The organism is Sinorhizobium sp. P24N7 (assembly GCF_042436655.1).
GTDB lineage: Bacteria > Pseudomonadota > Alphaproteobacteria > Rhizobiales > Rhizobiaceae > Sinorhizobium > Sinorhizobium meliloti_A.
The window spans coordinates 196,448-219,498 of sequence record NZ_JBHMIW010000007.1 but is presented as its reverse complement, the minus strand read 5'-3'; the positions used below and the strand labels follow the sequence as shown (position 1 = coordinate 219,498).

At 63.5% G+C, this 23,051-nt stretch carries 18 protein-coding genes and 1 riboswitch; of the genes, 11 read left to right on the top strand and 7 right to left on the bottom strand.

Going from position 1 to position 23,051, the window contains the following annotated elements; translation table 11 throughout:
• The first annotated feature begins 29 nt into the window (after positions 1–29).
• The 6 genes from ACFHWW_RS14415 to ACFHWW_RS14390 all read left to right on the top strand — a co-directional run bounded on the left by ACFHWW_RS14415 (position 30) and on the right by ACFHWW_RS14390 (position 6,522).
• The gene (locus tag ACFHWW_RS14415) at positions 30–959 is read left to right on the top strand and encodes a histone deacetylase family protein (protein ID WP_018094426.1); all 930 of its coding nucleotides are present in this window, start codon (positions 30–32) and stop codon (positions 957–959) included.
• 3 nt (positions 960–962) lie between these two features.
• Complete coding sequence (locus ACFHWW_RS14410) at positions 963–1,214, top strand: exodeoxyribonuclease VII small subunit (protein ID WP_003535810.1); 252 nt, start codon at positions 963–965, stop codon at positions 1,212–1,214.
• A 199-nt stretch (positions 1,215–1,413) separates the two neighbouring features.
• On the top strand, positions 1,414–2,337 hold the full coding sequence (locus ACFHWW_RS14405; RefSeq protein ID WP_379938857.1) for a pirin family protein: 924 nt from the start codon (positions 1,414–1,416) through the stop codon (positions 2,335–2,337).
• Positions 2,338–2,557: 220 nt separating this feature from the next.
• Positions 2,558–4,471 (top strand): 1-deoxy-D-xylulose-5-phosphate synthase, encoded by a 1,914-nt coding sequence (gene dxs / locus ACFHWW_RS14400; RefSeq protein WP_033047215.1) that lies wholly within the window; start codon positions 2,558–2,560, stop codon positions 4,469–4,471.
• A 51-nt stretch (positions 4,472–4,522) separates the two neighbouring features.
• Complete coding sequence (locus ACFHWW_RS14395) at positions 4,523–5,278, top strand: TlyA family RNA methyltransferase (protein WP_018094423.1); 756 nt, start codon at positions 4,523–4,525, stop codon at positions 5,276–5,278.
• Positions 5,275–6,522, top strand: a complete 1,248-nt coding sequence (locus tag ACFHWW_RS14390; RefSeq protein WP_379938855.1) for a class I SAM-dependent RNA methyltransferase — start codon at positions 5,275–5,277, stop codon at positions 6,520–6,522. The genes ACFHWW_RS14395 and ACFHWW_RS14390 overlap by 4 nt, the downstream gene beginning before the upstream one ends.
• 80 nt (positions 6,523–6,602) lie before the next feature.
• On the opposite strand, the gene mcpU is transcribed toward ACFHWW_RS14390, so the two are convergent.
• From mcpU to ACFHWW_RS14375, 3 genes are all read right to left on the bottom strand, one after another.
• Entirely contained in the window at positions 6,603–8,699 is a 2,097-nt protein-coding gene (mcpU, locus tag ACFHWW_RS14385) for a methyl-accepting chemotaxis protein McpU (RefSeq protein WP_379938853.1), read from the bottom strand.
• 295 nt (positions 8,700–8,994) lie between these two features.
• Positions 8,995–9,747 (bottom strand): crotonase/enoyl-CoA hydratase family protein, encoded by a 753-nt coding sequence (locus tag ACFHWW_RS14380; RefSeq protein WP_379938851.1) that lies wholly within the window; start codon positions 9,745–9,747, stop codon positions 8,995–8,997.
• Positions 9,748–9,756: 9 nt separating this feature from the next.
• A complete protein-coding gene (locus tag ACFHWW_RS14375; RefSeq protein ID WP_379938849.1) occupies positions 9,757–11,538 on the bottom strand; it encodes an acyl-CoA dehydrogenase in 1,782 nt (593 codons plus the stop codon).
• 191 nt (positions 11,539–11,729) lie between these two features.
• On the opposite strand from ACFHWW_RS14375, the gene ACFHWW_RS14370 reads away from it, so the two are divergent.
• Positions 11,730–12,719 (top strand): transporter, encoded by a 990-nt coding sequence (locus ACFHWW_RS14370; RefSeq protein ID WP_275596646.1) that lies wholly within the window; start codon positions 11,730–11,732, stop codon positions 12,717–12,719.
• A gap of 14 nt (positions 12,720–12,733) precedes the next feature.
• Here ACFHWW_RS14370 and ACFHWW_RS14365 read toward each other — a convergent pair whose 3' ends face one another.
• The gene (locus tag ACFHWW_RS14365; RefSeq protein WP_275596647.1) at positions 12,734–13,153 is read right to left on the bottom strand and encodes a BA14K family protein; all 420 of its coding nucleotides are present in this window, start codon (positions 13,151–13,153) and stop codon (positions 12,734–12,736) included.
• A 258-nt stretch (positions 13,154–13,411) separates the two neighbouring features.
• On the opposite strand from ACFHWW_RS14365, the gene ACFHWW_RS14360 reads away from it, so the two are divergent.
• A complete protein-coding gene (locus tag ACFHWW_RS14360; RefSeq protein WP_198516562.1) occupies positions 13,412–14,473 on the top strand; it encodes a glycoside hydrolase family 25 protein in 1,062 nt (353 codons plus the stop codon).
• Between the two features lies 1 nt (position 14,474).
• Here the strand turns inward: ACFHWW_RS14360 and ACFHWW_RS14355 are convergent, their stop codons facing one another.
• Positions 14,475–15,575: a 2Fe-2S iron-sulfur cluster-binding protein gene (locus ACFHWW_RS14355; RefSeq protein WP_379938846.1), complete on the bottom strand. Its 1,101-nt coding sequence runs from the start codon at positions 15,573–15,575 to the stop codon at positions 14,475–14,477.
• A complete protein-coding gene (locus ACFHWW_RS14350; RefSeq protein ID WP_379938844.1) occupies positions 15,572–16,816 on the bottom strand; it encodes an aromatic ring-hydroxylating dioxygenase subunit alpha in 1,245 nt (414 codons plus the stop codon). The genes ACFHWW_RS14355 and ACFHWW_RS14350 overlap by 4 nt, the downstream gene beginning before the upstream one ends.
• Positions 16,817–16,928: 112 nt before the next feature.
• Positions 16,929–17,132: riboswitch (cobalamin riboswitch) on the bottom strand.
• A 320-nt stretch (positions 17,133–17,452) separates the two neighbouring features.
• Between ACFHWW_RS14350 and ACFHWW_RS14345 the strand changes: the two genes are divergently transcribed.
• From ACFHWW_RS14345 to ACFHWW_RS14335, 3 genes are all read left to right on the top strand, one after another.
• Positions 17,453–18,046, top strand: coding sequence for a DUF6656 family protein (locus ACFHWW_RS14345; RefSeq protein WP_379938842.1), 594 nt, complete (start codon positions 17,453–17,455; stop codon positions 18,044–18,046).
• A 65-nt stretch (positions 18,047–18,111) separates the two neighbouring features.
• On the top strand, positions 18,112–19,086 hold the full coding sequence (locus ACFHWW_RS14340; protein WP_379938840.1) for an L-threonylcarbamoyladenylate synthase: 975 nt from the start codon (positions 18,112–18,114) through the stop codon (positions 19,084–19,086).
• Positions 19,087–19,132: 46 nt separating this feature from the next.
• Positions 19,133–20,566, top strand: coding sequence for an FAD-binding oxidoreductase (locus ACFHWW_RS14335; RefSeq protein WP_379938838.1), 1,434 nt, complete (start codon positions 19,133–19,135; stop codon positions 20,564–20,566).
• Between the two features lie 40 nt (positions 20,567–20,606).
• On the opposite strand, the gene ACFHWW_RS14330 is transcribed toward ACFHWW_RS14335, so the two are convergent.
• On the bottom strand, positions 20,607–22,916 hold the full coding sequence (locus ACFHWW_RS14330; protein ID WP_379938836.1) for a DUF1217 domain-containing protein: 2,310 nt from the start codon (positions 22,914–22,916) through the stop codon (positions 20,607–20,609).
• Positions 22,917–23,051: the final 135 nt, after the last annotated feature.

Below are 23,051 nucleotides of genomic sequence, written 5' to 3'. Positions count from 1 at the left end.
TTGACAGGCATGCGCACTAATTTCGCCGGATGACCACGCATCTCTACGAAAATCCGGTCTTCCTGAAGCACGAGGTCCCGGAAGGGCACCCCGAACGGCCGGATCGGCTGAAGGCCTTGAATCTTGCGTTGGAGCATCCGAATTTCGCGGATCTGGAGCGGGTCGAGGCATCGAAGGGTGACGAAAATCTGGTGTTGCTCGCCCACACGGAAGAGCACCTGCTGCGAATCAAGCGGGACATCCCGGACGAGGACATCAACCAGCTCGAGGCCGATACCTATGCTGGCCCGCAAAGCCTCGAGGCCGCGTTGACCGGCATCGGCGGTGCTGTGGCGGCTGTCGACGCGGTCTTCGCCGGGGAAGCGGACAATGCCTTCGTCGCAGCCCGCCCGCCCGGCCACCATGCCGAGAAGAACAGGGCCATGGGCTTCTGCTTTTTCAACAATGTAGCGATCGCCGCGCGCCACGCGCAGACGGCGCATGGTGCCGAACGCGTTGCCATCGTCGATTGGGACGTCCACCACGGCAACGGCACACAGGACATTTTCTGGGACGACCCGTCGGTGCTCTTCTGCTCCACGCATCAGATACCGCTCTATCCCGGTACCGGTGCCAAGGACGAGACGGGCGTCAGGAACAATGTCGTCAATGCGCCGATTTCGCCCAATAGCGGCAGCGAGCATTTCCGCGATGCCTTCCGTTCGCGCGTGCTGCCCGCGCTTGAGAATTTCCGGCCCGACTTTCTTCTGATTTCCGCCGGCTTCGACGCCCACCACCGCGATCCATTGGCCCAGATCAATCTGGTCGGCGAAGATTTCGACTGGGCGACGGGTCGTCTCATTGACGTTGCCGGCAGGAGCGCCGGCAACCGCATCGTCAGCCTGCTCGAAGGCGGCTATGACTTGCAAGGCCTGGCCGAGTCGGCCGGCCTGCATATTCTGAGATTGATGAGAGGGTAATTCATGAACAACAATGCGCAACCGGACGTTTCCGCCCTCTCCTTCGAGCAGGCCGTCGAGGAATTGGAACGTATCGTTTCGGCGCTTGAACGCGGCGACGTCGCACTCGACAAATCGATCGAGATCTACGAGCGGGGCGAGGCCCTGAAAAAGCACTGCGAGGCCTTGTTGAAGGCGGCAGAGGACCGTATCGAAAAGATCCGCCTCGACCGCGCCGGCCGGCCGCAGGGAGTCGAGCCGCTCGACGCGGAGTAGTCTTCATTCCAGGCGAGATTCGCCCCTCATCCGGCCTGCCGGCCCTCCCCCGCAGGCGGGGCGAAGGGACAAGCGGCACGCATCGGTGCAAACCCGCTTGCGGGACTCCAAACAGAAACACTCCGTCTCCCGATTGCCGCTACCGAACCGGAAGCACTGACGGTAATCTTCAGTGAATGCCACAACCGGAGCGCCTGCCATGTCCTTCTTTCCCGGTCCCGATCCGCTCGCCGGCGACAAGCCCGCCTGCGACGCAATCGAGCATCTGATCATCCCGCGTACCAGCGATATCGGCGGCCTGCAGGTCAGGCGGGCGCTGCCGACTGCAAAGCGCCGGCTCGTCGGTCCTTTCATCTTCTTCGACCGGATGGGCCCGGCGCTGCTGCGTGCCGGCCAGGCGATCGACGTCCGCCCGCATCCGCATATCGGACTTTCGACCGTCACCTACCTGTTCGACGGCGAGATCAAGCACCGCGACAGCCTCGGCACCGAAATGGTCATTCGCCCGGGCGACGTGAACCTGATGACCGCCGGGCGCGGCATCGTGCATTCGGAGCGCTCGCCGGAAAACCAGCGCGGGCACGAACGCTCTCTTTCAGGACTGCAGACCTGGCTGGCGCTGCCCGACGCCATGGAGGAGATCGATCCGGTCTTCGCGCATACCGAGGAGCGTATGCTGCCGCATCTTGCCGATGGCGGGGTTCGCGCGCGCGTCGTCATCGGTCAGTTCGAAGGGGCGGCTTCGCCCGTCTCCACCTTTACCGATACGATCTATGTCGACCTCATGATCGAGCCCGGCAAGAGCGCGCCGTTCGCGGCCAACTGGGAAGAGCGCGCGCTCTACATCCTTGCCGGCGAAGCGATCATCGCCGGCGACCATTTCGACGACAATCAACTCCTCGTCTTTCGTCCCGGCGACGAAATCACCATCACCGCAGGGCCTGCAGGCTGTCACGTGATGCTCTTCGGCGGGGCAGCGCTCGGCTCGCCGCGCCATATCTGGTGGAACTTCGTTTCCTCCTCCAAGGAGCGGATCGACATGGCAAAGGAAGAATGGCGCACGGGACGCTTCGATATCGTGCCGGGAGACGAAGAAGAGTTCATACCCTTGCCCGCAAGCTGATCTCCGTTAAGGTCGTTTTCAGGGGTTCGATCGCGATGCGACGGAAAACCGCGCAGGTTTTCCTTATCCCGCTCTTGGTTGAAGCCGCAGGAAAGCCTAATTTTGCATTCAACGGCGATTACCTCTAAGAAAGAGCCGTTCCGACGACCCAACAACAATGCGCGCGCCTATCTCCGGCGCGCATGAGGCATGCAGCGTGACACAACTGCCAACCAATCCGATGCCGGCAACTCCCCTGCTCGATAAGGTCGAATATCCCGACGATCTGAAGAAGATCGACGACAGGGACCTGCCGCAGCTGGCGGCCGAATTGCGTGCCGAGATGGTCGATGCCGTGTCGCGCACCGGGGGGCATCTGGGCGCGGGCCTCGGCGTCGTCGAACTGACGATCGCCATCCACAAGATCTTCGACACGCCGCATGACCGCTTGATCTTCGATGTCGGACACCAGTGCTATCCGCACAAGATCCTGACCGGCCGGCGCGATCGCATCCGCACCTTGCGCCAGGAAGACGGGCTCTCGGGCTTCACCCGGCGGGCGGAAAGCGAATACGACCCCTTCGGCGCAGCGCACTCCTCCACCTCGATCTCGGCCGGTCTCGGCATGGCTGTCGCCGCCGAACTCGACGGCAAGAGCCGCAATGTGATCGCGGTGATCGGCGACGGCGCGATGTCGGCCGGGATGGCCTTCGAAGCGCTTAATAATGCCGGCGCGCTCGATGCGCGCCTCATCGTCATTCTCAACGACAACGACATGTCGATCGCACCACCGACGGGCGCGATGAGCGCCTATCTGGCGCGGCTCGCCTCCGGGCGGACCTATATGGGCATTCGCGAGGTCGGCAAGAAACTCACTGCCTATCTCGGCAAGACCGTCGACCGGGCGATCACCCGCGCGGTGGAGCATGCCCGGGGCTACGTCACCGGCGGCACGCTCTTCGAGGAGATGGGCTTCTACCATATCGGTCCGATCGACGGACACTCCTTCGACCACCTGCTTCCGGTCCTGCGCAACGTTCGCGACAATGCGAAAGGCCCGGTCCTGATCCATGTCGTCACGCAGAAGGGCAAGGGCTATCCGCCAGCGGAAGCCGCGGCCGACAAGTATCACGGCGTCAACAAATTCGACGTGATTACCGGGGCTCAGGCGAAAGCGAAGCCCAACGCACCCGCCTACACCTCCGTCTTCGCGGACGCGCTCACGCAGGAGGCGACCCTCGACGACAAGATCGTTGCGATCACTGCCGCCATGCCGTCCGGGACGGGCCTCGATAAGTTCGCCTCGGTGCATCCCTCGCGCTGCTTCGATGTCGGCATAGCCGAGCAGCATGCCGTGACTTTCGCCGCCGGCCTTGCGGCGGAGGGGTACAAACCCTTTGCGGCGCTTTATTCCACCTTCCTGCAACGCGCCTATGATCAGGTTGTCCACGACGTGGCCATCCAGGGTCTGCCGGTCCGCTTTCCGATCGACCGCGCCGGCTTCGTCGGCGCCGACGGGCCGACCCATGCAGGCTCCTTCGACACGACTTATCTGGCGACACTGCCGGGCTTCGTCGTCATGGCGGCGGCCGACGAGGCGGAGCTGAAGCATATGGTGCGCACCGCCGCGGCCTTCGACGAGGGTCCGATTTCGTTCCGCTATCCGCGCGGCGAAGGCGTGGGCGTCGAGTTGCCGGAGCGCGGCGAAATTCTTGCGATCGGCAAGGGCCGGATCGTCAAGCAGGGGAGCAAGGTGGCGCTGCTTTCCTTCGGCACACGGCTCGCCGATTGTCTGCTGGCGGCGGAAGACCTGGATGCCGCCGGCCTCTCGACGACCGTCGCCGACGCCCGCTTCGCCAAGCCGCTCGATCATGATCTGATCCGTCAGCTTGCCCGCCATCACGAGGTTCTGATCACCATCGAGGAAGGGGCGGTCGGCGGCTTCGCAAGCCACGTGCTGCAGTTCCTTGCGGAAGAAGGCCTCCTCGACGGCGGCCTCAAAGTGCGCCCCATGGTCATGCCCGACATTTGGATGGAGCAGGCAAAACCGGAAGCGATGTACGCCCGTGCCGGCCTCGACCGCGCCGGCATCGTATCGACCGTCTTCAAGGCGCTCGGCCAGAAGCACGGCGTCGGCCTCGGCGCCGCCGGCTGAGCCGTCCAAGAGTTCACTTGCATTGCGCGGCGGGACGCGCGATGACGACCCATGTCCCAAGATACACAGATGACGATCCGCCTCGATCAATTGCTCCTGAACAGGGGCTTGGTGGCCAGCCGCGCACGCGCACGCGACGCGATCCAGCGGGGAACCGTGAAGGTCGACGGCCGCACCGTGACCAAGCCGGCCTCGACCTTCGCGCAAAGCGTTACGCTCACCATTGACGATCCGGCGCAGGATTATGTTTCGCGTGCGGCACTGAAACTCGTGGCGGCGCTCGATCACTTCGGCCTCGATCCATCGGAGCAGACCTGTCTCGACGTCGGGGCCTCGACCGGCGGCTTTACCGAGGTGCTGCTGAAGCGCGGCGCCGCGCATGTGGTCGCCGTCGATGTCGGCCACGGTCAGATACATCCGCGCGTCGCCGAAGACCCGCGCGTGACGAACATCGAAGGCCTGAATGCCCGGTCCATGACCCGCGGCGACGTCGGTGAGCGCGCCATCACTTTCATCGTCTCGGATGTCTCCTTCATCTCGCTGAAGCTGGCGCTGCCGCCGGCCCTCGGCCTGGCGGAACCGGGCGCCTGCTGCATCCTGCTCGTCAAGCCGCAGTTCGAGGCCGGCCGCGATGCGATCAGCAAGGCCGGGCTGCTGAAGGATCCGGAGAGCGCTCCGGCGGTGGCAGCCGAACTCGAGCGGTGGCTCGTCGAAGACATGGGCTGGCGAAGCCTCGGCCTGATCCCCTCGCCCATTGCCGGCGGTGACGGCAACAGCGAATTTCTTCTGGCGGGGCGCAAGCCATGAGCACCAGGATCGTGACCATCGATCGTCTCGGCGCCCAAGGCGACGGCGTCGCTCGGACAGAAGCCGGTCTCGTCTTTGCACCGTTCACGCTCCCCGGCGAGACCGTCTCGCTCGCGGTCAACAAGGCGAGCGGCACGCTGATATCGCTGAAGGAGGCCTCCCCGGAGCGGGTCGAGCCGCCATGCCGGCATTTCGGGCCGGACGGTGTCAACGGGACGTGCGGCGGCTGCACGCTGCAGCACGCATCCGACGCGCTCTACCACGCCTTCAAGCGCAATCTCGTCATCGACGCCTTGAGGTCGAAGGGACTGACGCCGGAGGTCGCCCCGCTGATCATCGCGCGGCCCGGCGATCGCCGCCGTGCCGTTTTCACCGCTCGGCGGACGGAAAAGGAACTGCTGCTCGGCTATAACCAGATGCAGAGCCATCATATCGTTTCGATCGGCGAATGTCCGATCACCAGCCCCGGCATCGTCTCGCGGCTGGCGACCATCCGCAAAATCGCCGCGGCCATGGCGTCGAGCGCCGAACCATTCCGTATTACCGTGCTCGAAACCGATACGGGCCTCGATCTCGCCTTCGAGGGGGTGAAACTCAGCGATCCGCAGCGGCGCTCTACCGTCGATGCCGTTCTTGGCGAGCGAGGCATCGCGCGCGTCAGCTTGAATGGCGAGATCGTCGTCGAGCCGATCAAGCCCGCGATCGATTTCGGCGGTGTGACGGTTTTGCCGCCGCCCGGCGCCTTCACTCAGGCGACACGGCCTGCCGAAGACGCGATGGCGAAGCTGGTGCTGGCTCACGTCGGCAAGGCGAAGCGCGTTGCCGATCTCTTCGCCGGCATCGGCACTTTTGCGCTGAGGATTGCACGAACGGCACGCGTTCACGCGGTCGAAGGCGACGACAGGGCCGTGAAGGCGCTGGATTTCGCCGCACGCAACACCCAGGGGCTGAAGCCGGTGACCGCCGAGAAGCGCGATCTTTTCCGCCGGCCGATGATGGCGCAGGAATTGAAAGCCTTCGACGCCGTGGTCTTCGACCCGCCCCGCGCCGGCGCCGAAACGCAATGTCACGAGCTTGCCCGATCCGGCGTGAAGAAGGTCGCCGCCGTCTCCTGTAATCCGGTGAGCCTGGCGAGGGACCTTTCGATACTGACCGCAGCCGGTTATCGCATTACCGGGGTGACGCCGATCGACCAGTTCCTCTGGTCGGCGCATGTGGAAACGGTAGCGACGCTCGAAAAATGAAAAAGGCCCGGCGACGAACCGGGCCTTGTTTGTTCAAGCTATTCCAGACGGAAACCGCTGCACAGTCCCCGGGATTGCCGTCAGGCCGCGCGGCGGCGGCTCGCGGCCTGGTAAGAGGCCGCTTGCGTCTCGCCCAGTATGAACTGGGAGAGCAGCGCGTTGAGCGCCGCTGCCTCGGATGCGAGACCGTGACTGGCGGCCGTCTGCTGCTCGACCATCGCGGCGTTCTGCTGCGTGCCCTGGTCCATCGTGTTGACGGCCGTGTTGATCTCCTGGAGACCGGTCGACTGCTCGCGCGTCGCGGTCACGATTGCGCTTACATGCTTGTTGATCTCCTGCACCTCGGCGACGATCGCCTGCAGCGCCCGTCCGGTATCGCCGACCAGCGTCACGCCCGAATGCACCTGCTCGCCGGAGGTCGTGATCAGCGCCTTGATTTCCTTGGCGGCATTGGCCGAGCGTTGAGCGAGCTCGCGCACCTCCTGGGCGACGACCGCGAAACCCTTGCCCGCCTCGCCGGCCCGTGCCGCTTCGACGCCGGCATTCAGCGCCAGGAGATTGGTCTGGAAGGCGATGTCGTCGATGACGCCGATAATGTTCGAGATTTCTCCTGATGATTTCTCGATGGCATGCATGGCCTCGACCGCATTCTGCACCACTTCTCCGGACTTTTCCGCACCGGCACGGGTACGGGCGACCAGCGCACCGACTTCCTCGGCCCGGTGGGCGGAATCGCGGACGGTCGTGGTGATCTCCTCGAGCGCAGCGGCCGTTTCTTCGACGGATGCCGCCTGCTGTTCGGTGCGGCGTGCGAGGTCGTCGGCGGCCGAACGGATTTCGCTCGCACCCGCGTCGATCGCGCGGGCATTCGCCCCGACGGCGCAAAGCGCGTCGTGCAGCTTGGCGACCGAATTGTTGAAGTCTTCCCGGAGGCGATCCAGGCGATCGGCAAAGGGACTGCCGATCCGATAGGCGAGATCGCCGTCGGCCAGCCGTCCGAGACCCGTTGCCAACGCATCGACCGCATGCTGAACCTCGGCGGCATCGCGGGTCTTCTGCGCTTCGCGCTCGAGGCGCTCGCGCTCCGAAAGCGACCGGTTGGAATCGGCCTCGTCTTCCAGGCGCTTCCGTTCGACCGCATTGGCGCGGAAAACGGCGACGGCCGCCGCCATCGACCCGATCTGGTCGCGCCGCTCCTCACCCGGAATCGTAACGTCGAGACTGCCGGCTGCGAGCTTCTCCATGGCGCCGGTCATGTCGGTTACCGGACGGATGACGAGGCGGCTCAGAAGTGTGGCGAGGAAGGCGATCATGGCGCCGACCGCCAGGATCGTGGCGATCGTCGCGGCGACGCGGAACTGGCTGATCGCCGAATAGGCGACATCCGCATCGAGCGCGAAGCCGACATACCATTCGACCGACGGGAGCCCCTTCACCGGCACGAAGCTCACGAGCATCGGCTTGCCGTCGAGCTCGGTGTGCATGATCCCGGTGCCGATCGCCGGCGTATCCGCCGGGAAGGCGTCGGCGAGCGTCTTCGTCACGAGCTTGGCATTCGGATGAACCAGTATCTGGCCATCCTTGTTGGCAAGGAACGCAAAGCCTTCGCCGCCGACATCGATGCCGTTGACCATGGAAACGAGGGCCTTCAGCGAGAAATCGCTGCCGGTCACACCGTAAAGCTTGCCTTCGTGCTTCACCGGCACAGCGGCGCTGATGATCAGGTCGCCGCTCGACGCGTCGACATAGGGTTCGGTAAGGACGCGTGCATCGGCTTTCACCGCCTGCTGATACCAGGGGCGCTGGCGCGGATCGTAGCCGTCGGGCATTTTCGAATCCGGCCAGATCATGAACCGGCCGCTCTCGTCGCCGACATAGGTGGAGATGAATTCGCCGGTCAGCACGTCGTTCTTCAGGACGCCCTGAATGGCCGCTTCGTCAGCCACCCGGCCGGCAGCGTCCGCCGCCATCGCGGTCAGCGTCACACGGCCGTTCAGCCAGTTGGCGACGCTCTGCGCCGCCTGATTTCCGGAGGAAGCGATATCCTCCTCCACTGCTTTCGTGGTCGTGGCGCGCTGGAGACTGTCGATATAGACGGAAAAGCCTGCAAAGGCGCCGACGACGACGCAGGACGCGGCAACGAGAATGCGCGTCATGAGATTCGATCGTTTGGACAAGGTGGGGGCTCCCTGAAAGAGGCGGCAACGCCGCCGGGATGAGCTCGCGATGATCTTCCCGGCCGCGACGGATCGGCCGCTGAGCGACTTGAAGGACGGCGGGAAAACGATGGGACATGCCGCAAAGGCGGAGCCGGCAATGCTTCATGCGGCCGGGGGTCTCGCGTGCCGCACAATTCCTGCGGCGCCGAGGGAGACCTACTGCGGCTGGACGCTAGCGGGAGCTATTTAAGAAGCGATTAAAATTGATCCATGCAAAGTCGCGATGGCTGGAAGCGACCTGGCGAATTGCCGCCTACCGGCGCATGAAGGCCTCGAACGCGGCGCGCGCCTCGGCGCTTTTCAATTGCGCGGCAAAATGCTTCGCCTCCTCCTCGATCCGGGCAAGCACATCGCTGCGATCGCCGCGAATGAGGTCGCGGGCGATGCGCAGCGCTTCCGGCGGTTTTTTTGCCAGGCGCGCTGCAGCTGATAGCGTTTCCTCCTCGACGGCGGTCTCTTCCACGATCTTCCAGATAAGCCCCGCCTCGCGCGCACCGGCCGCGTCGAGCGGCTCGCCGGCAGCAAGCAGGGCAAAGGCGCGCTGATGGCCCATGATGCGCGGAGCGCTCAGGCTCGAGGCCGCTTCCGGAACGAGCGCCAGATCGACGAACGGGGTCTTGAACACCGAGCGGGCCGAGGCGACCGTCAGGTCGCAATGGAGGTGGATCGTCGTGCCGATGCCGATGGCCAGTCCGTCTACGCCGGAAACGATCGGTTTCGTCGCGCCGGCAAGCGCCCGCAGGAAGTCCAAAACCTCGTCCCCCATGCTGCCCCCCATGGCGAAGGCGAGGAAGTCGGCCATGTCGTTGCCGGCCGAGAAGCACCCTTCCGTTCCGAGGAATGCCATCGCGCGGATGGCGGGATCCGTTCCGGCAGCGGTCATCGCCTCCGTCATCCTGGCGTACATCTGGCGCGTGATGGCGTTCTTCTTCTCCGGCCGATTGAACCGGATAAGCTGAACGCCGGGATAGGCTTCCGGCCGTTCGACGAGCACGTGGTCGGTCATGGGTTTCCCTCAGTCGAGTATGGAACGGGCTGCGGCGAGACTTTCCGCCCCGTTGACGACACGGTCCTTGAGCGCGCTCGTCTCCGAGAGCAGATTTTCCGCTGCGAAGCGGCAAAGCGCAACGCGCCGGTTCTGCCGCCCGTCACCGGCTTCGGCAAGACCGCCTTTGGCGAGATAGACTCCGGTCAGCACGAGGCCGAACAGGCGCTGATAGGCGGTCGCGCCGGCGAGCGCCTCGGCAAGCTTTCCGTCGCGAAGCCTCGAAAGCAGCCAGTCGGTCGCCCCTTCGAGATCCGCAATTGCCGCATCGAGCCGTGCGGCCGTCTCGCCGAAACCTTCCCTGTTCGACGCGGCAGCGGCAGCGGCGACCTCTCGGAGTTCGGCGATGAAGCCGCGCACCTGTGCGCCATCGGAGAGCGTCAGCTTGCGGGTGACGAGGTCGATCGCCTGAATGCCGTTGGTGCCTTCGTAGATCGGCGCGATTCGGGCGTCGCGGAGATAGCGCGCGGCCCCGGTCTCCTCGATGAAGCCCATGCCGCCATGGACCTGAATGCCCATCGAGGCGACGTCGACGCCGGCGTCGGTGGCGAAGGACTTGGCGATCGGCGTCAGCAGGCTCGAACGCTCCTGCCAGTGGCGGGCTCCCTCCCCTTGCGCGGCATGCGCCATGTCGACGGCGTGGGCGCAGGCATAGGCGATGGCGCGCGATCCCTGCGTCAGCGCTTTCATCGTCAGCAGCGTGCGGGCGATATCCGGATGCTCGATGATCGGACTCATGCCGTCGCCGCTCCACCCCGGCGCGCGGCCCTGCGTGCGCTCCTTGGCGTAGGCGATCGCTTGCTGGGTGGCGGCCTCCGCGATGGCGACGCCCTGCATCCCGACCGCGAGCCGCGCATTGTTCATCATCGTGAACATGCAGGCGAGACCGCGGTTTTCATCACCAATCAGATAGCCGATCGCCCCCTTCTCGCGGCCGAATTTCCCGTCGCCGTAGATCATGGTGCAGGTCGGCGATCCGTGGATGCCGAGCTTGTGCTCCAGCGAGTGGCAGAAAACGTCGTTGCGCTCGCCAAGCGTACCGTCCTCGTTGACGAGGAACTTCGGCACGAGAAACAGCGAAATGCCCTTCGTTCCGGATGGCGCATCGGGCAGCCGCGCGAGTACCAGATGGACGATATTGTCGGTGAAATCGTGCTCGCCCCAGGTGATGAAGATCTTCTGCCCCAGGATGCGATAGGTACCGTCGTCGCGGCGCTCCGCGCGGGTCTTCAGCACGCCGAGGTCCGAGCCGGCATGCGGCTCGGTCAGGTTCATGGTCCCCATCCATTCGCCCGAGACCATCTTCGGCAGGAAGGTCGCCTTCAGAGCGTCGGTGCCGTGCTTCTCGAGCGCTTCGATGGCGCCCATGGTAAGCGTCGGCGCAAGGGCGAAGGCCATCGAGCCGCTGTTCCACATTTCCATGGCGGCGACGTGCAACATGTGCGGCAGGTTCTGCCCGCCGAAAGCTTCCGGAGCCGTCAGGCCGTTCCAGCCGCCGGCGATCCAGTTGCGGTAAAGCTCCCGCCAGCCCTCCGGCGTCTTGACGGCGCCATCGACGAGCCGCGATCCCTGCCGGTCGCCCGCCTCGCCGAGCGGCGCCACCTCTTCCGAGGCGAAGCGCCCGGCCTCGCCGAGGATCGCGTCCACAAGGTCGTCGCCGAGTTCGCCGAACGTCCCGGCGTCGAGCACCTCGGACAGGCCGGCGACGTGTTTCAGGGTGAATGCGATCTCGTCGACCGGTGCCTTGTACATGGTGCTCCTCCCTGCATCCGCCGCCGTCCGCAGCCGGCGCCTATTAGATGCGCAGCAGACTAGTCATTTTTACGTGAACGTCAACGTCAACTCGCCACGGGCGGCTGGCGGTTACGGCCAGGGAAACTGTAACAAAACTGTCATGGGCCGCGAATAGAAGCCGACTTAACCGATCCGGCCGAGGCACTCCGATGAACCTGATTTCACCCGAAATACCGGGCCTCGTCTGGGCCTACCGGTTCGCACCGGGCGAAAGCCGGTGTCAGCGCATAGCTGCCGATTCGCCCGTTGAAAGCCTTAAAGCAGGTGAAGACTGGGTCTGGTTGCACCTCGCGCTCAGCGACGCGCGCACACCGGCGCTGATCGAGCGCATCGGCAATCTTCCGCAGGAGGCAATCGCGACCCTTACGAGCCACGACACGCAGGCGGCGATCACGGTCGCGGATGACGTCGTGCACGGCACGCTGGTCGATTTCGAGCGGACATTCGACGCGGTGACGCAGACGATCGGCTGGCTTCATTTCGCCGTCAGCGACCGGATGATCATCACCACGCGCCTGCATCCGCTAAGGAGCATCGACCGGGTGAAGGCGGCCGTGGAAAAGAGCTCCAAATGCAGCCGCCCGATCGATCTCTTCGAAATGCTCGTCGTCGAGTTCCAGCGCACCCTGATCACGCTGGTGCTCGAATTGACGGAGGAATTGAACATCATCGAGGACCATGTCTATGGCGAGGCGGGACACAGGAAACAGCCGGGGCTGGCGCCCTTGCGACGGACCGTCGTGCGGCTGCACCGGCACTTAAGGACCGTGCTCGCCCTGCTGCGCCGGGCCGGGGCACTGGAAGAGGACGAGGTGCCGCCGGGCTTCATCGACGTGACCGAGAGGCTCTCCGATCGGCTGGAATCCGTCGACCGCGATGTGTTCGCTCTTCAGGAACGCGCACGGCTGCTGCACGAGGAAATCGACAGCAAGATTTCCTCGGAAACGAACCGCCATCTCTATATCCTCTCGCTGATGACAGCCTTCCTTCTGCCGCCGACGCTGGTGACCGGCTTTTTCGGCATGAACACGGGGGCGCTACCCTTCTCCGAGGGCAGCGGCACCGTTTTTGCGGGAATGTTCATTGCCTCGTCGATGGGCGTTGCCTGGCTCGTGCTCAAGCGCATCGGCATTATTTGAGCGAAGCGGACCGATCAGCTATAGGGAGAATAGCACTGCCGGCGGGGCCCGTTATAGGGCTGATAGCTGTTGTCGTAAGCCCTGTAAGAGCGGTAGCGATCATAGCACCATTGGATATGCCGGCTGCCGTAGCGCACCGGCGGGCGAACGGCGGGACGGCGCTCGATCACGATGCCGGGTCGGAAGGCAGCCCCCGGGTACCACCAACCGCGGTAATAGCGATAGCCGGGTCGCTGATAGCGGTACCCACGATAGCCGTTATAGTAATAGAAGTCGCCATACCGATAATAACCGCGCCGCGGCGCGTACTGAACGTCCGTGACGGCGCTCTCGACGGCAACCCGCGGGGGTAGAGGCGTGAAAGCCTGAGACGGCACCGCCGATGCCGCCAGCGTCATCGCTGCAAGCGCGCCCGAAAGCCATTTCAGTGACATCATTTCCTCCTGCCTTCGATTTCATGTACAACCGGCCCTTGCAAGGGCGATATACCGAGACTAGGGCAGAAGTCGCCGGAAGCAACCATCGCGCGCGGATGCAGCAAAGGAAAAATCTCGCCGTCGATACAATCCTGGGCGGAATCGGGCCGTCGACTTTGCCTCTTGAGGTCGGTGTACAGAAGCGTCCGCCTCGCGCAGATTGAGGCCGGGGCTGAGATTTACGACCTCTTAACTCTAAGTCGGCAATCTCAGAGAATGGAAAAGCGGGGAATCTCGATCATAGGGATGATCTTGCGCCTGGCGGTCCTCATGGGCCTGACCTTCGCGGCGGCGAACGCACGCGCGAGCGAAGTGGAGCCGTGGAAAGAGCGGCGGAACGCCCTCATCGTCGACGCTTACGAGCTGAACAGCATCGACTGGGAAGCCATGCTGAAGGACAAGCGGATAGCGGGCTTCATCGCGAAGGCTTCCGACGGCCTGCCGGAAAGCTACACCTGTACCGGTGACCACGGCGGCGATACGGTTGCACACTGCAAGACGATGTGGCGCAAATATGCGGTCAGCCGGGAACTCTATCAGACGCGCCGGATGATCGCGCGCTCGCATGGCCTGCTCTGGGGCGCCTATCATCTGGCGAGGCCCGGCAACCCCGTCGATCAGGCGAACCACTTCATCGACTATGCCGATCCGCGCGACGACGAGCTGATGGTGCTCGATATCGAAGGGATCGATCCGGAAAAATACATGTCGCTCGAAGACGCAGCAATCTTCGCCGGCCATGTGAAGGCCCGGACGGGGCGCTATCCCGTCCTCTATACCAACCACGCAACCGCGAAACACATTGCCGCCAACCGCTTCAAGCATCGGCTTCTAGCGCGTCTTCCGCTCTGGTATGCGCGCTATAAGCCCGATATCCGCAAAGTCTTTCCGATGGGAAACTGGGACCGCTACGCGCTCTGGCAATTCTCGTCGGCGCATAATTGCGGAAAGAAGCGTTGCCCCTATCGGGTGCCCGGCACCCTCGACGATATAGACGTGAATGTCGCAGCGATGAGTGCATCGGCACTGAAGAGAGTCTGGCCCCATGGCGCGCTTCTTCCGGAGAAGCCGCCAGTGCTCACCGTTATCGCCTCGGCCACCGTCGGCACGATCCCGGCGTTGAATGCAAGTGCAACGGCCGCTCTTTCGCGGCCGCTCGTGATAAGCCGCGCCGAGGCGGAGAGCGGATCAGGGGCGGGCGCCGACGAGACGGTTACCGGCTCCATCGCCGTCAGGGCCGCCGAGGCACGCCTGCCCTACCAATCCGAGCGGCGGTAACTCAGGCCTCGATCTGGACGTCGCTTGTCGGCCGCGAACAGCAGGCGAGGATGTAGCCCTCCTCGATCTCATCGTCGAGAATGCCGCCATTGTGGTTCATCTCGACATCGCCGGCGATCTTCATCACCCGGCACGTTCCGCAGATGCCGCCCTCGCAGGCGGCCCCGATCCTGACGCCGTTGGCCCGGGCCGTCTGCAGAATCGTTTGGCCGGGAACGGCGGTCGCCTCCTTGCCGCTCATGGTAAAGGTCACCCGCGCCGCACCGGCCCCGGCATCGGCCGCCGGCCCCGCCCGAATTGCAAGCTCCTCGGCCGCCGGCGCCGCGGCGGGCTGGAAGCTCTCCTGGTGATAGCCGGCCATGTCGAAGCCCGCCGATTCCAGCATCGTCCTAACATTGCCCATGAACGGCTCGGGCCCGCAGCAGAAAACGGTTCTTTCCATGAAATCCGGTGCGAGCATCGGCAGCTTCGCCGCGTCGATGCGCCCGCGCAGACCATGCCAGCCATGCCGCGCCTCATGCCCCTCCACGAGGAAGCCGAGATTGAGCCGCGGCATTTGACGCGCGAGAACTTCGAGCTCCGTTCTGAAGAGGAGATCGTCCGGGCGGCGGGCGCAGGAAATGAAGGTGACATCCGTTTCCGGTGCGCAGTCGGCCATCCAGCGCGTCATCGACATCATCGGCGTGACGCCCGACCCCGCCGAAATGAAGAGATACTTTTCACCGGGATGACGGACGAAGCTGAAATCGCCGAGCGGCCCGAACGCCTTGAGCATCATGCCCGGTTTCAGATTGTCGAACATCCAGCGTGTGCCGATGCTTCCCGGCTGCGCCTTGACCGTGACCGCGACCGAAAGCGGGCGCGAGGGCGAGGATGACAGCGTATAGGTGCGCATCACCGACTCGGCCGAGACGGGCAGTTCGAGGGTCACGAACTGCCCGGGCAGGTAGCGGAACCAGGCCGGCTTGTCGGAGCGGAAGGTGAAAGTCATCACGTCGGCGGCCTCGGCTACGGCCGACGTGCACTCCAGCATGTGCTGACGGTCTCTCCAGGGATCGAGCTCGTCGAAATGGTGAAAGGAGCGAGGCATTTCCATGGTCATGCCACCCGCGAGAGGTGCGCGGCCCCGCCCTGAAGGCGGTCCAGCATGAAGCTCGAATACCACTCGACGAACTGCATGACGCCTCCCTCGTGTTCGGCCGAATATGGACCCGGCTCATAGGCCGGCGAGCGGATCCCGAACGCGTTTTCCTCGACGATCTGCCGGTCCTGGTCGTTGGTCTCCGTCCAGACGTGCGTCAGCTCGTCTATCGTATAGTCGACGCCCTCCACCGCATCCTTGTTGACCAGCCATTTGGTCGTAACCTGCGTCAGTTCCGGCCCGAGCGGCAGAACGCGGAAGGTGATCGCATGATCGCCCAGAATGTGGTTCCACGTCGTCGGATAATGGAAGAGGAGCAGCGTGCCGATGCCATCGGCGTCGAGCCCGGCGGAGAGCTGCCTGCGTACGGCCTTCTGTCCGGACATCGTATAGCTCTCGGCGCCGTTGATCAGGGGCATTCTCGTCATGCGGAACTGGCCGGTGGGCGCGATCCTGAAAGCGCTCGGAAGGCCCGCCGCCTCGCATTTCTGCCAATGGGCGCCGATTTCCGGGTCGTTCATCGCCCCCTGGACACCGGTGACGGTCGGCGCTTCGGGATAGGTACGGCAGAGTTCCGGATGATTGGCGGCGCAGTGGTAGCACTCGCGATTGTTCTCCCAGACCAGCTTCCAATTGCCCTTCTCGACGATCGTGCTCTCGAAGGCGACCTTCGTTTCCCCGAGGCGGTGCGGCGCGAGATAGCCCGCGACCGTCTCGCGGAACGGCCGGAAGTCCATTGGTTGTTCGGCAAGGCTGATGAAGATGTAACCGCCGACGGTTTCGCAGTGGATCGGCTTAAGACTGTGCTCGGCCGGGTCGAACCCCTCGGGCATCTGCCGCGCGAAGAGCAGGCGGCCGTCGAGCTCGTAGGTCCACTGGTGGTAGGGACAGACGAGTTTGGCGGATGAGCCTTTTTGCTGCGTGCAGACGCGCGAGCCGCGATGGCGGCACGAATTGTGCAGTGCCCGGACCGCGCCCTGTCTGTCTCGAACGATAACGACCGGGTAATCGCCGACCTGCACCGTGAAATAGTTCCCCGGCCGCGGGACTTCACAATCATGGCCGATGAACAGCCAATCCTTGTACCAGATCTGCTCCAGGTCCTGGCGATAATAATCAGGATCGACGTAGAAGGCGCGGTCGAGGCTGTAGCCTTCGCGACGGGTCTTCAGCTTGCGCAGCATTTCGGTCTGAATTTCCATGCCCTTATCCTCGTTTTCCGCCGTTTCGGAGAGGCAGGACTGGAACCCGCGCCGGCCGCATGGACCCGCAACGCAATTGGCTCCGATCCGGCTGCCCGCCGCAACCAGCTACGGTCTGTTTCTGCTTCAAGGCTGGTTTCCGGGCTCTGGAGCTGTCCGCAAGGGACCTGCCCGGCGCCTTCCCGGACGCTGTGTCCAGTGGCCTTCTGCCGTGGCTGTTCGCTCCACCACCGTTGCGGGGGCAGCGCCGGGATTTGACCGGCTTCCCAATTCTCCGCCTTCCCTTCGAGGCAGCACCTTGAGTGTCCTCATCTAAGCCTGAGGGCCGGTCCGGCAACTGCCAATAGACGACATCCGATTCCAGAAAGACGACAGCCATTCGCGGCGCAATCGGCTCGATTGGCAGACGGATATTATCCATAACAAACAAGGAAGTAGGTGAATCTCCGCGCAGCCGGCGGATTTTTCGGCAGCGCCGTTCATGGCGCGAAGGCGACTGGCCATTTTACGACACGGCCCACCGACACCAGGTCTGATCGATGCCCGCACGGCCGCAAACGAACCAATTCGTTAACTGTGATGATTTACGTTCGCTACCATCAACCCGCTTTCGGACAGGATGGCGCGACGACGCCCATGGCAAAACTCCGATATTACGACGCTGCCGACAAGGCGGCCGCACCGGCGAAAGCCAAGGCTCACACCGAGTTCCTGCGGACCGGCCGGATCGACAGACGCCGGTGGATGGCGAACGAGCGTCAGTATCTCAGTTATGCCGAGGTTGCGCAGCGAACGGCGCGGAAGCTGACGACGGCGGGCGAGACGACCCACAGCCGAATCAACGGGTTTCATGCCTCGATGCAGTTCCCGAAGATGGTCTTCCATCGCACGCTCGCCAACAGTCCGCATCTCGGCTACTGCCACGTGACCGCCGCGAAAACCTGCCTCGCCAAGGGACATGAGATCACCTGGTCCTTTTATCTCGCGAACTTCTTCTGCGACCTCGGGAACGAGACCCATTTCTTCGACCGGATCCAGCCGGGCTATTCGCGCATGTATTTCGCCGTCGCGATCGAGCCCGATGCCGGCGAAGAGCGGATCGTCGTCAACCGCAACGTGCGCGGCAACGGCCTGATTTTCCGGACGCAGGATCCGAAGGTGGCGCTGAAGAACGTGCTGATGCTCGGCGCACGCGACGAAGCCTTGCGGCGGATCATTCGCAGCCTTTGACCAAGAAAATCGTTCTGTTTTTGCAATCGCTCCGTTAAGGAAGCGACGGAAAGGATCAGAACGCCATGGCCGAGATCATCGACACGCGCATCGAACCGGAGCGGGCAATCGAGACGGCTTGCGCAGTTCTTTCGGACAGGGAACCCGTGGCGATCCCCACGGAGACCGTATACGGCCTTGCCGCCGATGCCACGACCCCCGATGCGATCAGCCGCATTTACGAGATGAAGGGGCGGCCGCGGTTCAATCCGCTGATCTGTCACGTCTCCGATCTGGCGATGGCGGAGGCGCATGTGACCTTCGATCCGGTTTCGAGACGTTTGGCCGAGGCTTTTTGGCCTGGCCCCCTCACGCTGATCCTGCCGCAGCGGCGGGAAAGCACCGTACACACGCTCGCATCCGCCGGTCTCGATACGCTCGGAATTCGGATGCCCGACGGGTTCTCGCGTCGGGTGATCGCCCGATTCGGGCGGCCTTTGGCGGCGCCGAGCGCCAACACCTCGGGCAAGATCAGTCCCACCAGTGCGGCCCATGTGCAGGCGGATCTCGGCTCCAGGCTGAAGCTCATCCTCGACGCAGGCCCGGCCGCGATCGGCGTTGAATCGACCATCGTCAAGGTCGAGAACGGAAAGCTGCGGCTGCTGAGGCCCGGGGGGCTCGACGCGGCAGAGATCGAAGCTTTGACCGGTCTTGCCATCGAGCGCCCGGAGACCGCCGGCGCTGTCATCGAGGCGCCCGGCATGCTCGCCTCGCATTATGCTCCCGGTGCCGCTGTGCGCCTCGATGCCGATGAGGTCCGGAAAGGAGAGGCCCTCATCCGCTTCGGCGGAAAGGCACTTCCCGGTGAAGGCGATGCCGCAATCGTCCTGGATCTCAGTCCGGGCGGCAGCCTGCGGGAAGCCGCGGCCAATCTTTTCGATTATATGAAAAAGGCGGATGCCAGCGGCGCCGCGACCATCGCTTTCGGCCCGATCCCGAGCGTGGGGCTCGGCGAAGCGATCATCGACCGGCTGCAGCGCGCGGCCGCGCCGCGGGGCTGATGGCCACCGGCACGCTTGAAGCAACCACGTGATCCGAGGCAGGGCCATGACCACCATACTTCCATCTCCCGAACTCATCGCCTCCTTCGTCGACATCGTCGGGCCCGGCAATGCCCTCACCGCACCCGCCGACACGGCCCCCTACCTGGTCGAGTCCCGCGGGCTCTATCACGGCACGACGCCGCTCGTGCTCAGGCCCGGCTCCGTCGAGGAAGTTTCGCTGGTCATGCGGCTTGCGAGCCAGACCCGAACGGCAGTCGTGCCGCAGGGCGGCAATACCGGACATGTGGCCGGCCAGATTCCGCGCGAGGGCAGAGCCGACGTGGTCCTTTCCCTCGAGCGGCTGAACCGCATCCGCGACATCGACCCGGTCGGCAACGTGATCGTGGCCGATGCCGGTTGTATTCTGGCGGATATCCAGAAGGCCGCCGATGACGTCGACCGGCTTTTTCCCCTGTCACTCGGCTCGGAAGGCTCTGCCAGGATCGGCGGCAATCTTTCGACCAATGCCGGCGGCACTGCCGTGCTTGTCTATGGCAATATGCGCCAGCTTTGCCTGGGGCTGGAGGTCGTGCTTCCGACCGGGGAGATCTGGAACGGGCTCAGACGCCTCAAGAAGGACAATACGGGCTACGATCTGCGCGATCTTTTCATCGGTGCCGAGGGAACGCTCGGCGTCATAACCGGCGCCGTTTTGAAGCTCTTCCCGAAACCGCGGGGCCACCAGGTGGCTTTTGCCGGCCTCAGAAGCGTCGAGGACGCACTGGCGCTTTTCGATCGGGCATCGAGCCTCTGCGGGCCGGCCCTGACGGGCTTCGAACTGATGCCGCGGCTCGGCATCGAGTTCACCACCCGGCACATCGCCGGCGTTCGAGATCCGATGGAAACGACGCATCCGTGGTACGCGTTGATCGATATCTCCACCTCGGATACCGCCGAAAGCGCGGAGCGGATGGTGCAAGACCTTCTCGAAGCGGTCATCTCCGACGGTCTCGTCGAGAACGCCGTCATTGCCCAGAACGAAGCGCAGCGCAGAGCCCTCTGGCACATGCGCGAAAGCATGTCGCCGGCACAAATGCCCGAAGGCGGCTCGATCAAGCATGACGTTTCGGTCCCGGTATCGAGCATTCCGGCCTTCATGACGGAAGCGGATGCGCTGGTCTCCAAGGCCATTCCCGGCGCACGCATCTGCGCCTTCGGCCATATGGGCGACGGCAATATCCACTACAACATCTCCCAGCCCGTCGGCGCGGACAAGCAGGGCTTTCTCGACCGGTGGCGCGAGATCAATGCGATCGTTCACGCCGTCGTGCTCAAGCATGAGGGCTCGATATCTGCCGAGCATGGCATCGGCCAGTTGAAACGCGACGAACTCGCGGCGATCCGCTCGCCGATTGAGATCGAGCTCATGCGGCGGATCAAGCACGCTTTCGACCCGGCGGGGATCATGAACCCCGATAAGGTGCTGCGCGAGGATTGAGGCGAGTAACGACGCGTGCCGGTCCGGCCGCCGTTAAGCCCTACCCACCCTTCCTGAGCTGCGACAGTTGGAAGAGCGTATCGGCGCTGATGCCTATATTGCTGCCGCTGCCCGAGAGCACCACCACGGCCGGATCGACTTCCATGTTGTTCTCCAGATCGTAGAGCACGGTGAAGCGCGCGAGGAGCTTCTTCAGCTCGGCCGGATCGCTCAGCTTCTCGAGCTCGAGGTTCTTCTCGACGATCTTTGCCTGCTGGTCGATGTCCATGGAACTGAATTCGTCGGGCAGGCTGAAGATCGTGCGGAACACTTCGGCGAGCGCATCATCGGCCAGGAGATCGTAAGCGTCGACGAGCGAGCCTGCCTGGCGCTCGAAATAGAGTGCCAGGCGGACACCTGCATTGTCCTCGCCGGCCTGTTCTTCCAGCGTCTGGTGCAGATACCGGTCGAGGGTCTCGTAAAGCCCCTGCCGCGTGACGATGACGCTCTTGTCCTCGCGCAGCACGTTGCCGCCGCGGTCGAAATTGAACGAGGTGACCAGGGCGATATAGGCCCCGGAGTTCTGCTGCTGATTGATGAAGCTCTTGGGATCGTCCAGATCGGAGGTGAAGATGTCGCGAAGGAAATCGACGGTGACATTCTCGGGATCGATGCCGTTTGCCGCGAGAGCGAAATCGACCAGGCGGGAATCGGCCAGAAATTCGTCGAGAGACGAGAGTTTGGCGACCTCGGCCGTGTAATATTCGGCATCCGCTTTGGCCTTGGTCTTGTCCTCCTCCGAGCCAAAACGGGACTTGTTGACGATGTAGGTCTTGGCGGTCTCCTGAATCAGCGTCTCCGACTGCGCCAATGCCGGAACGCCGATGTCGCCCGATGTCGTAAAGTTGAACAGCTGGGCGAGCTTCAGGTAACGCTCGTCCTTCAGCGTGTAGACGAAGCTTTCCGGATCGGTGAGATCGCTGGTCAGCACCCGCTTGATCGTCCGTGCGCTTTCGGCGTCCGGATCGAGGCCGACGGCTTGCAGCGCGAAATCGTAGATCGAAGCCGTGTCGATGAAGTCGCCGACGGACGCCATCTTCTCGACGGCAAGCTTATAGGCGCCGATCGCCTTCGCGTCCGCTGCGTCGTCCTTGTCGTTGTAGCGCGTCATGTAACGGCTGGAGGTGAGTGTCGTCTGTTCCGTGGTCTGCGCCGCATCGGCCGCCGCGAGCGTGCCGTCCGCCTGGAAGTTGAAGGCTCTCGCGAGCGCCTTGTAGTTCTCGTTGCCCTTGCCGATCGTATTGATGTAGCTGTTCGGGTCGTCCGGATCGCTGGTCAGGATATTCTTGATCGTCGCCGGCACGATGGTGACCTCGTTGAGATCGAAGGCCGTGCGGATGTAGTTATAGAGGCGCGTATCGGCGACAAGCTCGCTGACGGTCGTGATGCTCGCGATCTTTTCCTCGAAATAGGCCTTGTTCAGGAGCGCTGCCTGGGGGGTGATTCGGGGATTGCTGGAGACGTAGAGTTCATTCATGGTCTTCTTGTGCGCGGCGGTCTGCGCCGATCCCGCGGCCACCGTGCCGTCGGCGTTGAACTGGAAAGCCGCCGCCATCGCCAGGTAATTGCTGACCGTGGAAATCGACTTGTTGTAGGTGGCTATCTTCGCCCGGAGTTCCAGCTTTTCCGCCTCCGTCGTGCCGCTCTGCTGGAGCTTCGCCTGGACGTCGGCTCTGGCAGCCTCGAGCTCCGATAGTCTGGGTTCGAGCACGGTTTTCTCATAGCTGTCCGGATCGTCGGCATTGCTGGAGAGAACGTTGCGGAGCGTTTCACGGGAGTACGTACTCTCGTCGATACCGAAGACGGTGAAGACATAGGTCCGCAGACGCTCATTGTTCAGAAGCTGATCGACGCTCGTTACCTTGTCGATCATGACGTTGTAGTAGCGCGTCTCTTCCTTCTGGGTTTCCCCGATGCTGGCGATACTCGTATTGTAGAGCCCGATCATCTCGTCGAGCTGCGCTTCGGTCTGGGAAACCGCCGTTCCACCGCTGAAGCTGAACGCCATCGTGAATTCGCGGTATCGTTCGTCCGTCAGCTTGTTGGCAAAGCTGTTATCGTCGGACAGGTCGCTTTCGAGCACCTTCCTCATGAAGGCGACCGACTCGATCATATCTGCCAGGCCATAGGCCTTCATCGCGTAGGAATAGAGGCGGTAGTCGGCGAGGAACTCGTCGACGGAGGCCACACTGCCGATGTTCTCCCTGTAATACTGCGTGTCGCGGGCGACGATCGTCTGCTCCGACACGCGCTTCAGGCTGAGCTTCATGTCCCGTGCGATCAGATTGTAGTCGAGATAAGTCGAAACCATGCGTCGCCCGCCAGCAAGGAACGGGGACCGCCGGCGCGCCGACATCCCCTGAAACCACTCCGATGATGGCGAAGATCGCGCAGCATGCTTGTGTGTGGCTTTCCCGCTGGAGCGGATGAGAAAGAACGGGTGCCC

Excerpts from the sequence above, each read along its gene's own strand:
- ACFHWW_RS14410 (WP_003535810.1), top strand. The coding sequence starts at position 963 with ATGAACAACAATGCGCAACCGGACGTTTCCGCCCTCTCCTTCGAGCAG.
- ACFHWW_RS14390 (WP_379938855.1), top strand. The coding sequence starts at position 5,275 with ATGAGCACCAGGATCGTGACCATCGATCGTCTCGGCGCCCAAGGCGAC.
- ACFHWW_RS14350 (WP_379938844.1), bottom strand. The coding sequence starts at position 16,816 with ATGGAAATTCAGACCGAAATGCTGCGCAAGCTGAAGACCCGTCGCGAA.
- ACFHWW_RS14345 (WP_379938842.1), top strand. The coding sequence starts at position 17,453 with ATGGCAAAACTCCGATATTACGACGCTGCCGACAAGGCGGCCGCACCG.
- ACFHWW_RS14330 (WP_379938836.1), bottom strand. The coding sequence starts at position 22,916 with ATGGTTTCGACTTATCTCGACTACAATCTGATCGCACGGGACATGAAG.
- ACFHWW_RS14405 (WP_379938857.1), top strand. The coding sequence starts at position 1,414 with ATGTCCTTCTTTCCCGGTCCCGATCCGCTCGCCGGCGACAAGCCCGCC.
- ACFHWW_RS14380 (WP_379938851.1), bottom strand. The coding sequence starts at position 9,747 with ATGACCGACCACGTGCTCGTCGAACGGCCGGAAGCCTATCCCGGCGTT.
- ACFHWW_RS14375 (WP_379938849.1), bottom strand. The coding sequence starts at position 11,538 with ATGTACAAGGCACCGGTCGACGAGATCGCATTCACCCTGAAACACGTC.
- ACFHWW_RS14355 (WP_379938846.1), bottom strand. The coding sequence starts at position 15,575 with ATGACCATGGAAATGCCTCGCTCCTTTCACCATTTCGACGAGCTCGAT.
- ACFHWW_RS14335 (WP_379938838.1), top strand. The coding sequence starts at position 19,133 with ATGACCACCATACTTCCATCTCCCGAACTCATCGCCTCCTTCGTCGAC.
- ACFHWW_RS14365 (WP_275596647.1), bottom strand. The coding sequence starts at position 13,153 with ATGTCACTGAAATGGCTTTCGGGCGCGCTTGCAGCGATGACGCTGGCG.
- ACFHWW_RS14370 (WP_275596646.1), top strand. The coding sequence starts at position 11,730 with ATGAACCTGATTTCACCCGAAATACCGGGCCTCGTCTGGGCCTACCGG.
- ACFHWW_RS14360 (WP_198516562.1), top strand. The coding sequence starts at position 13,412 with ATGGAAAAGCGGGGAATCTCGATCATAGGGATGATCTTGCGCCTGGCG.
- dxs (WP_033047215.1), top strand. The coding sequence starts at position 2,558 with ATGCCGGCAACTCCCCTGCTCGATAAGGTCGAATATCCCGACGATCTG.
- ACFHWW_RS14415 (WP_018094426.1), top strand. The coding sequence starts at position 30 with ATGACCACGCATCTCTACGAAAATCCGGTCTTCCTGAAGCACGAGGTC.
- ACFHWW_RS14340 (WP_379938840.1), top strand. The coding sequence starts at position 18,112 with ATGGCCGAGATCATCGACACGCGCATCGAACCGGAGCGGGCAATCGAG.
- ACFHWW_RS14395 (WP_018094423.1), top strand. The coding sequence starts at position 4,523 with ATGTCCCAAGATACACAGATGACGATCCGCCTCGATCAATTGCTCCTG.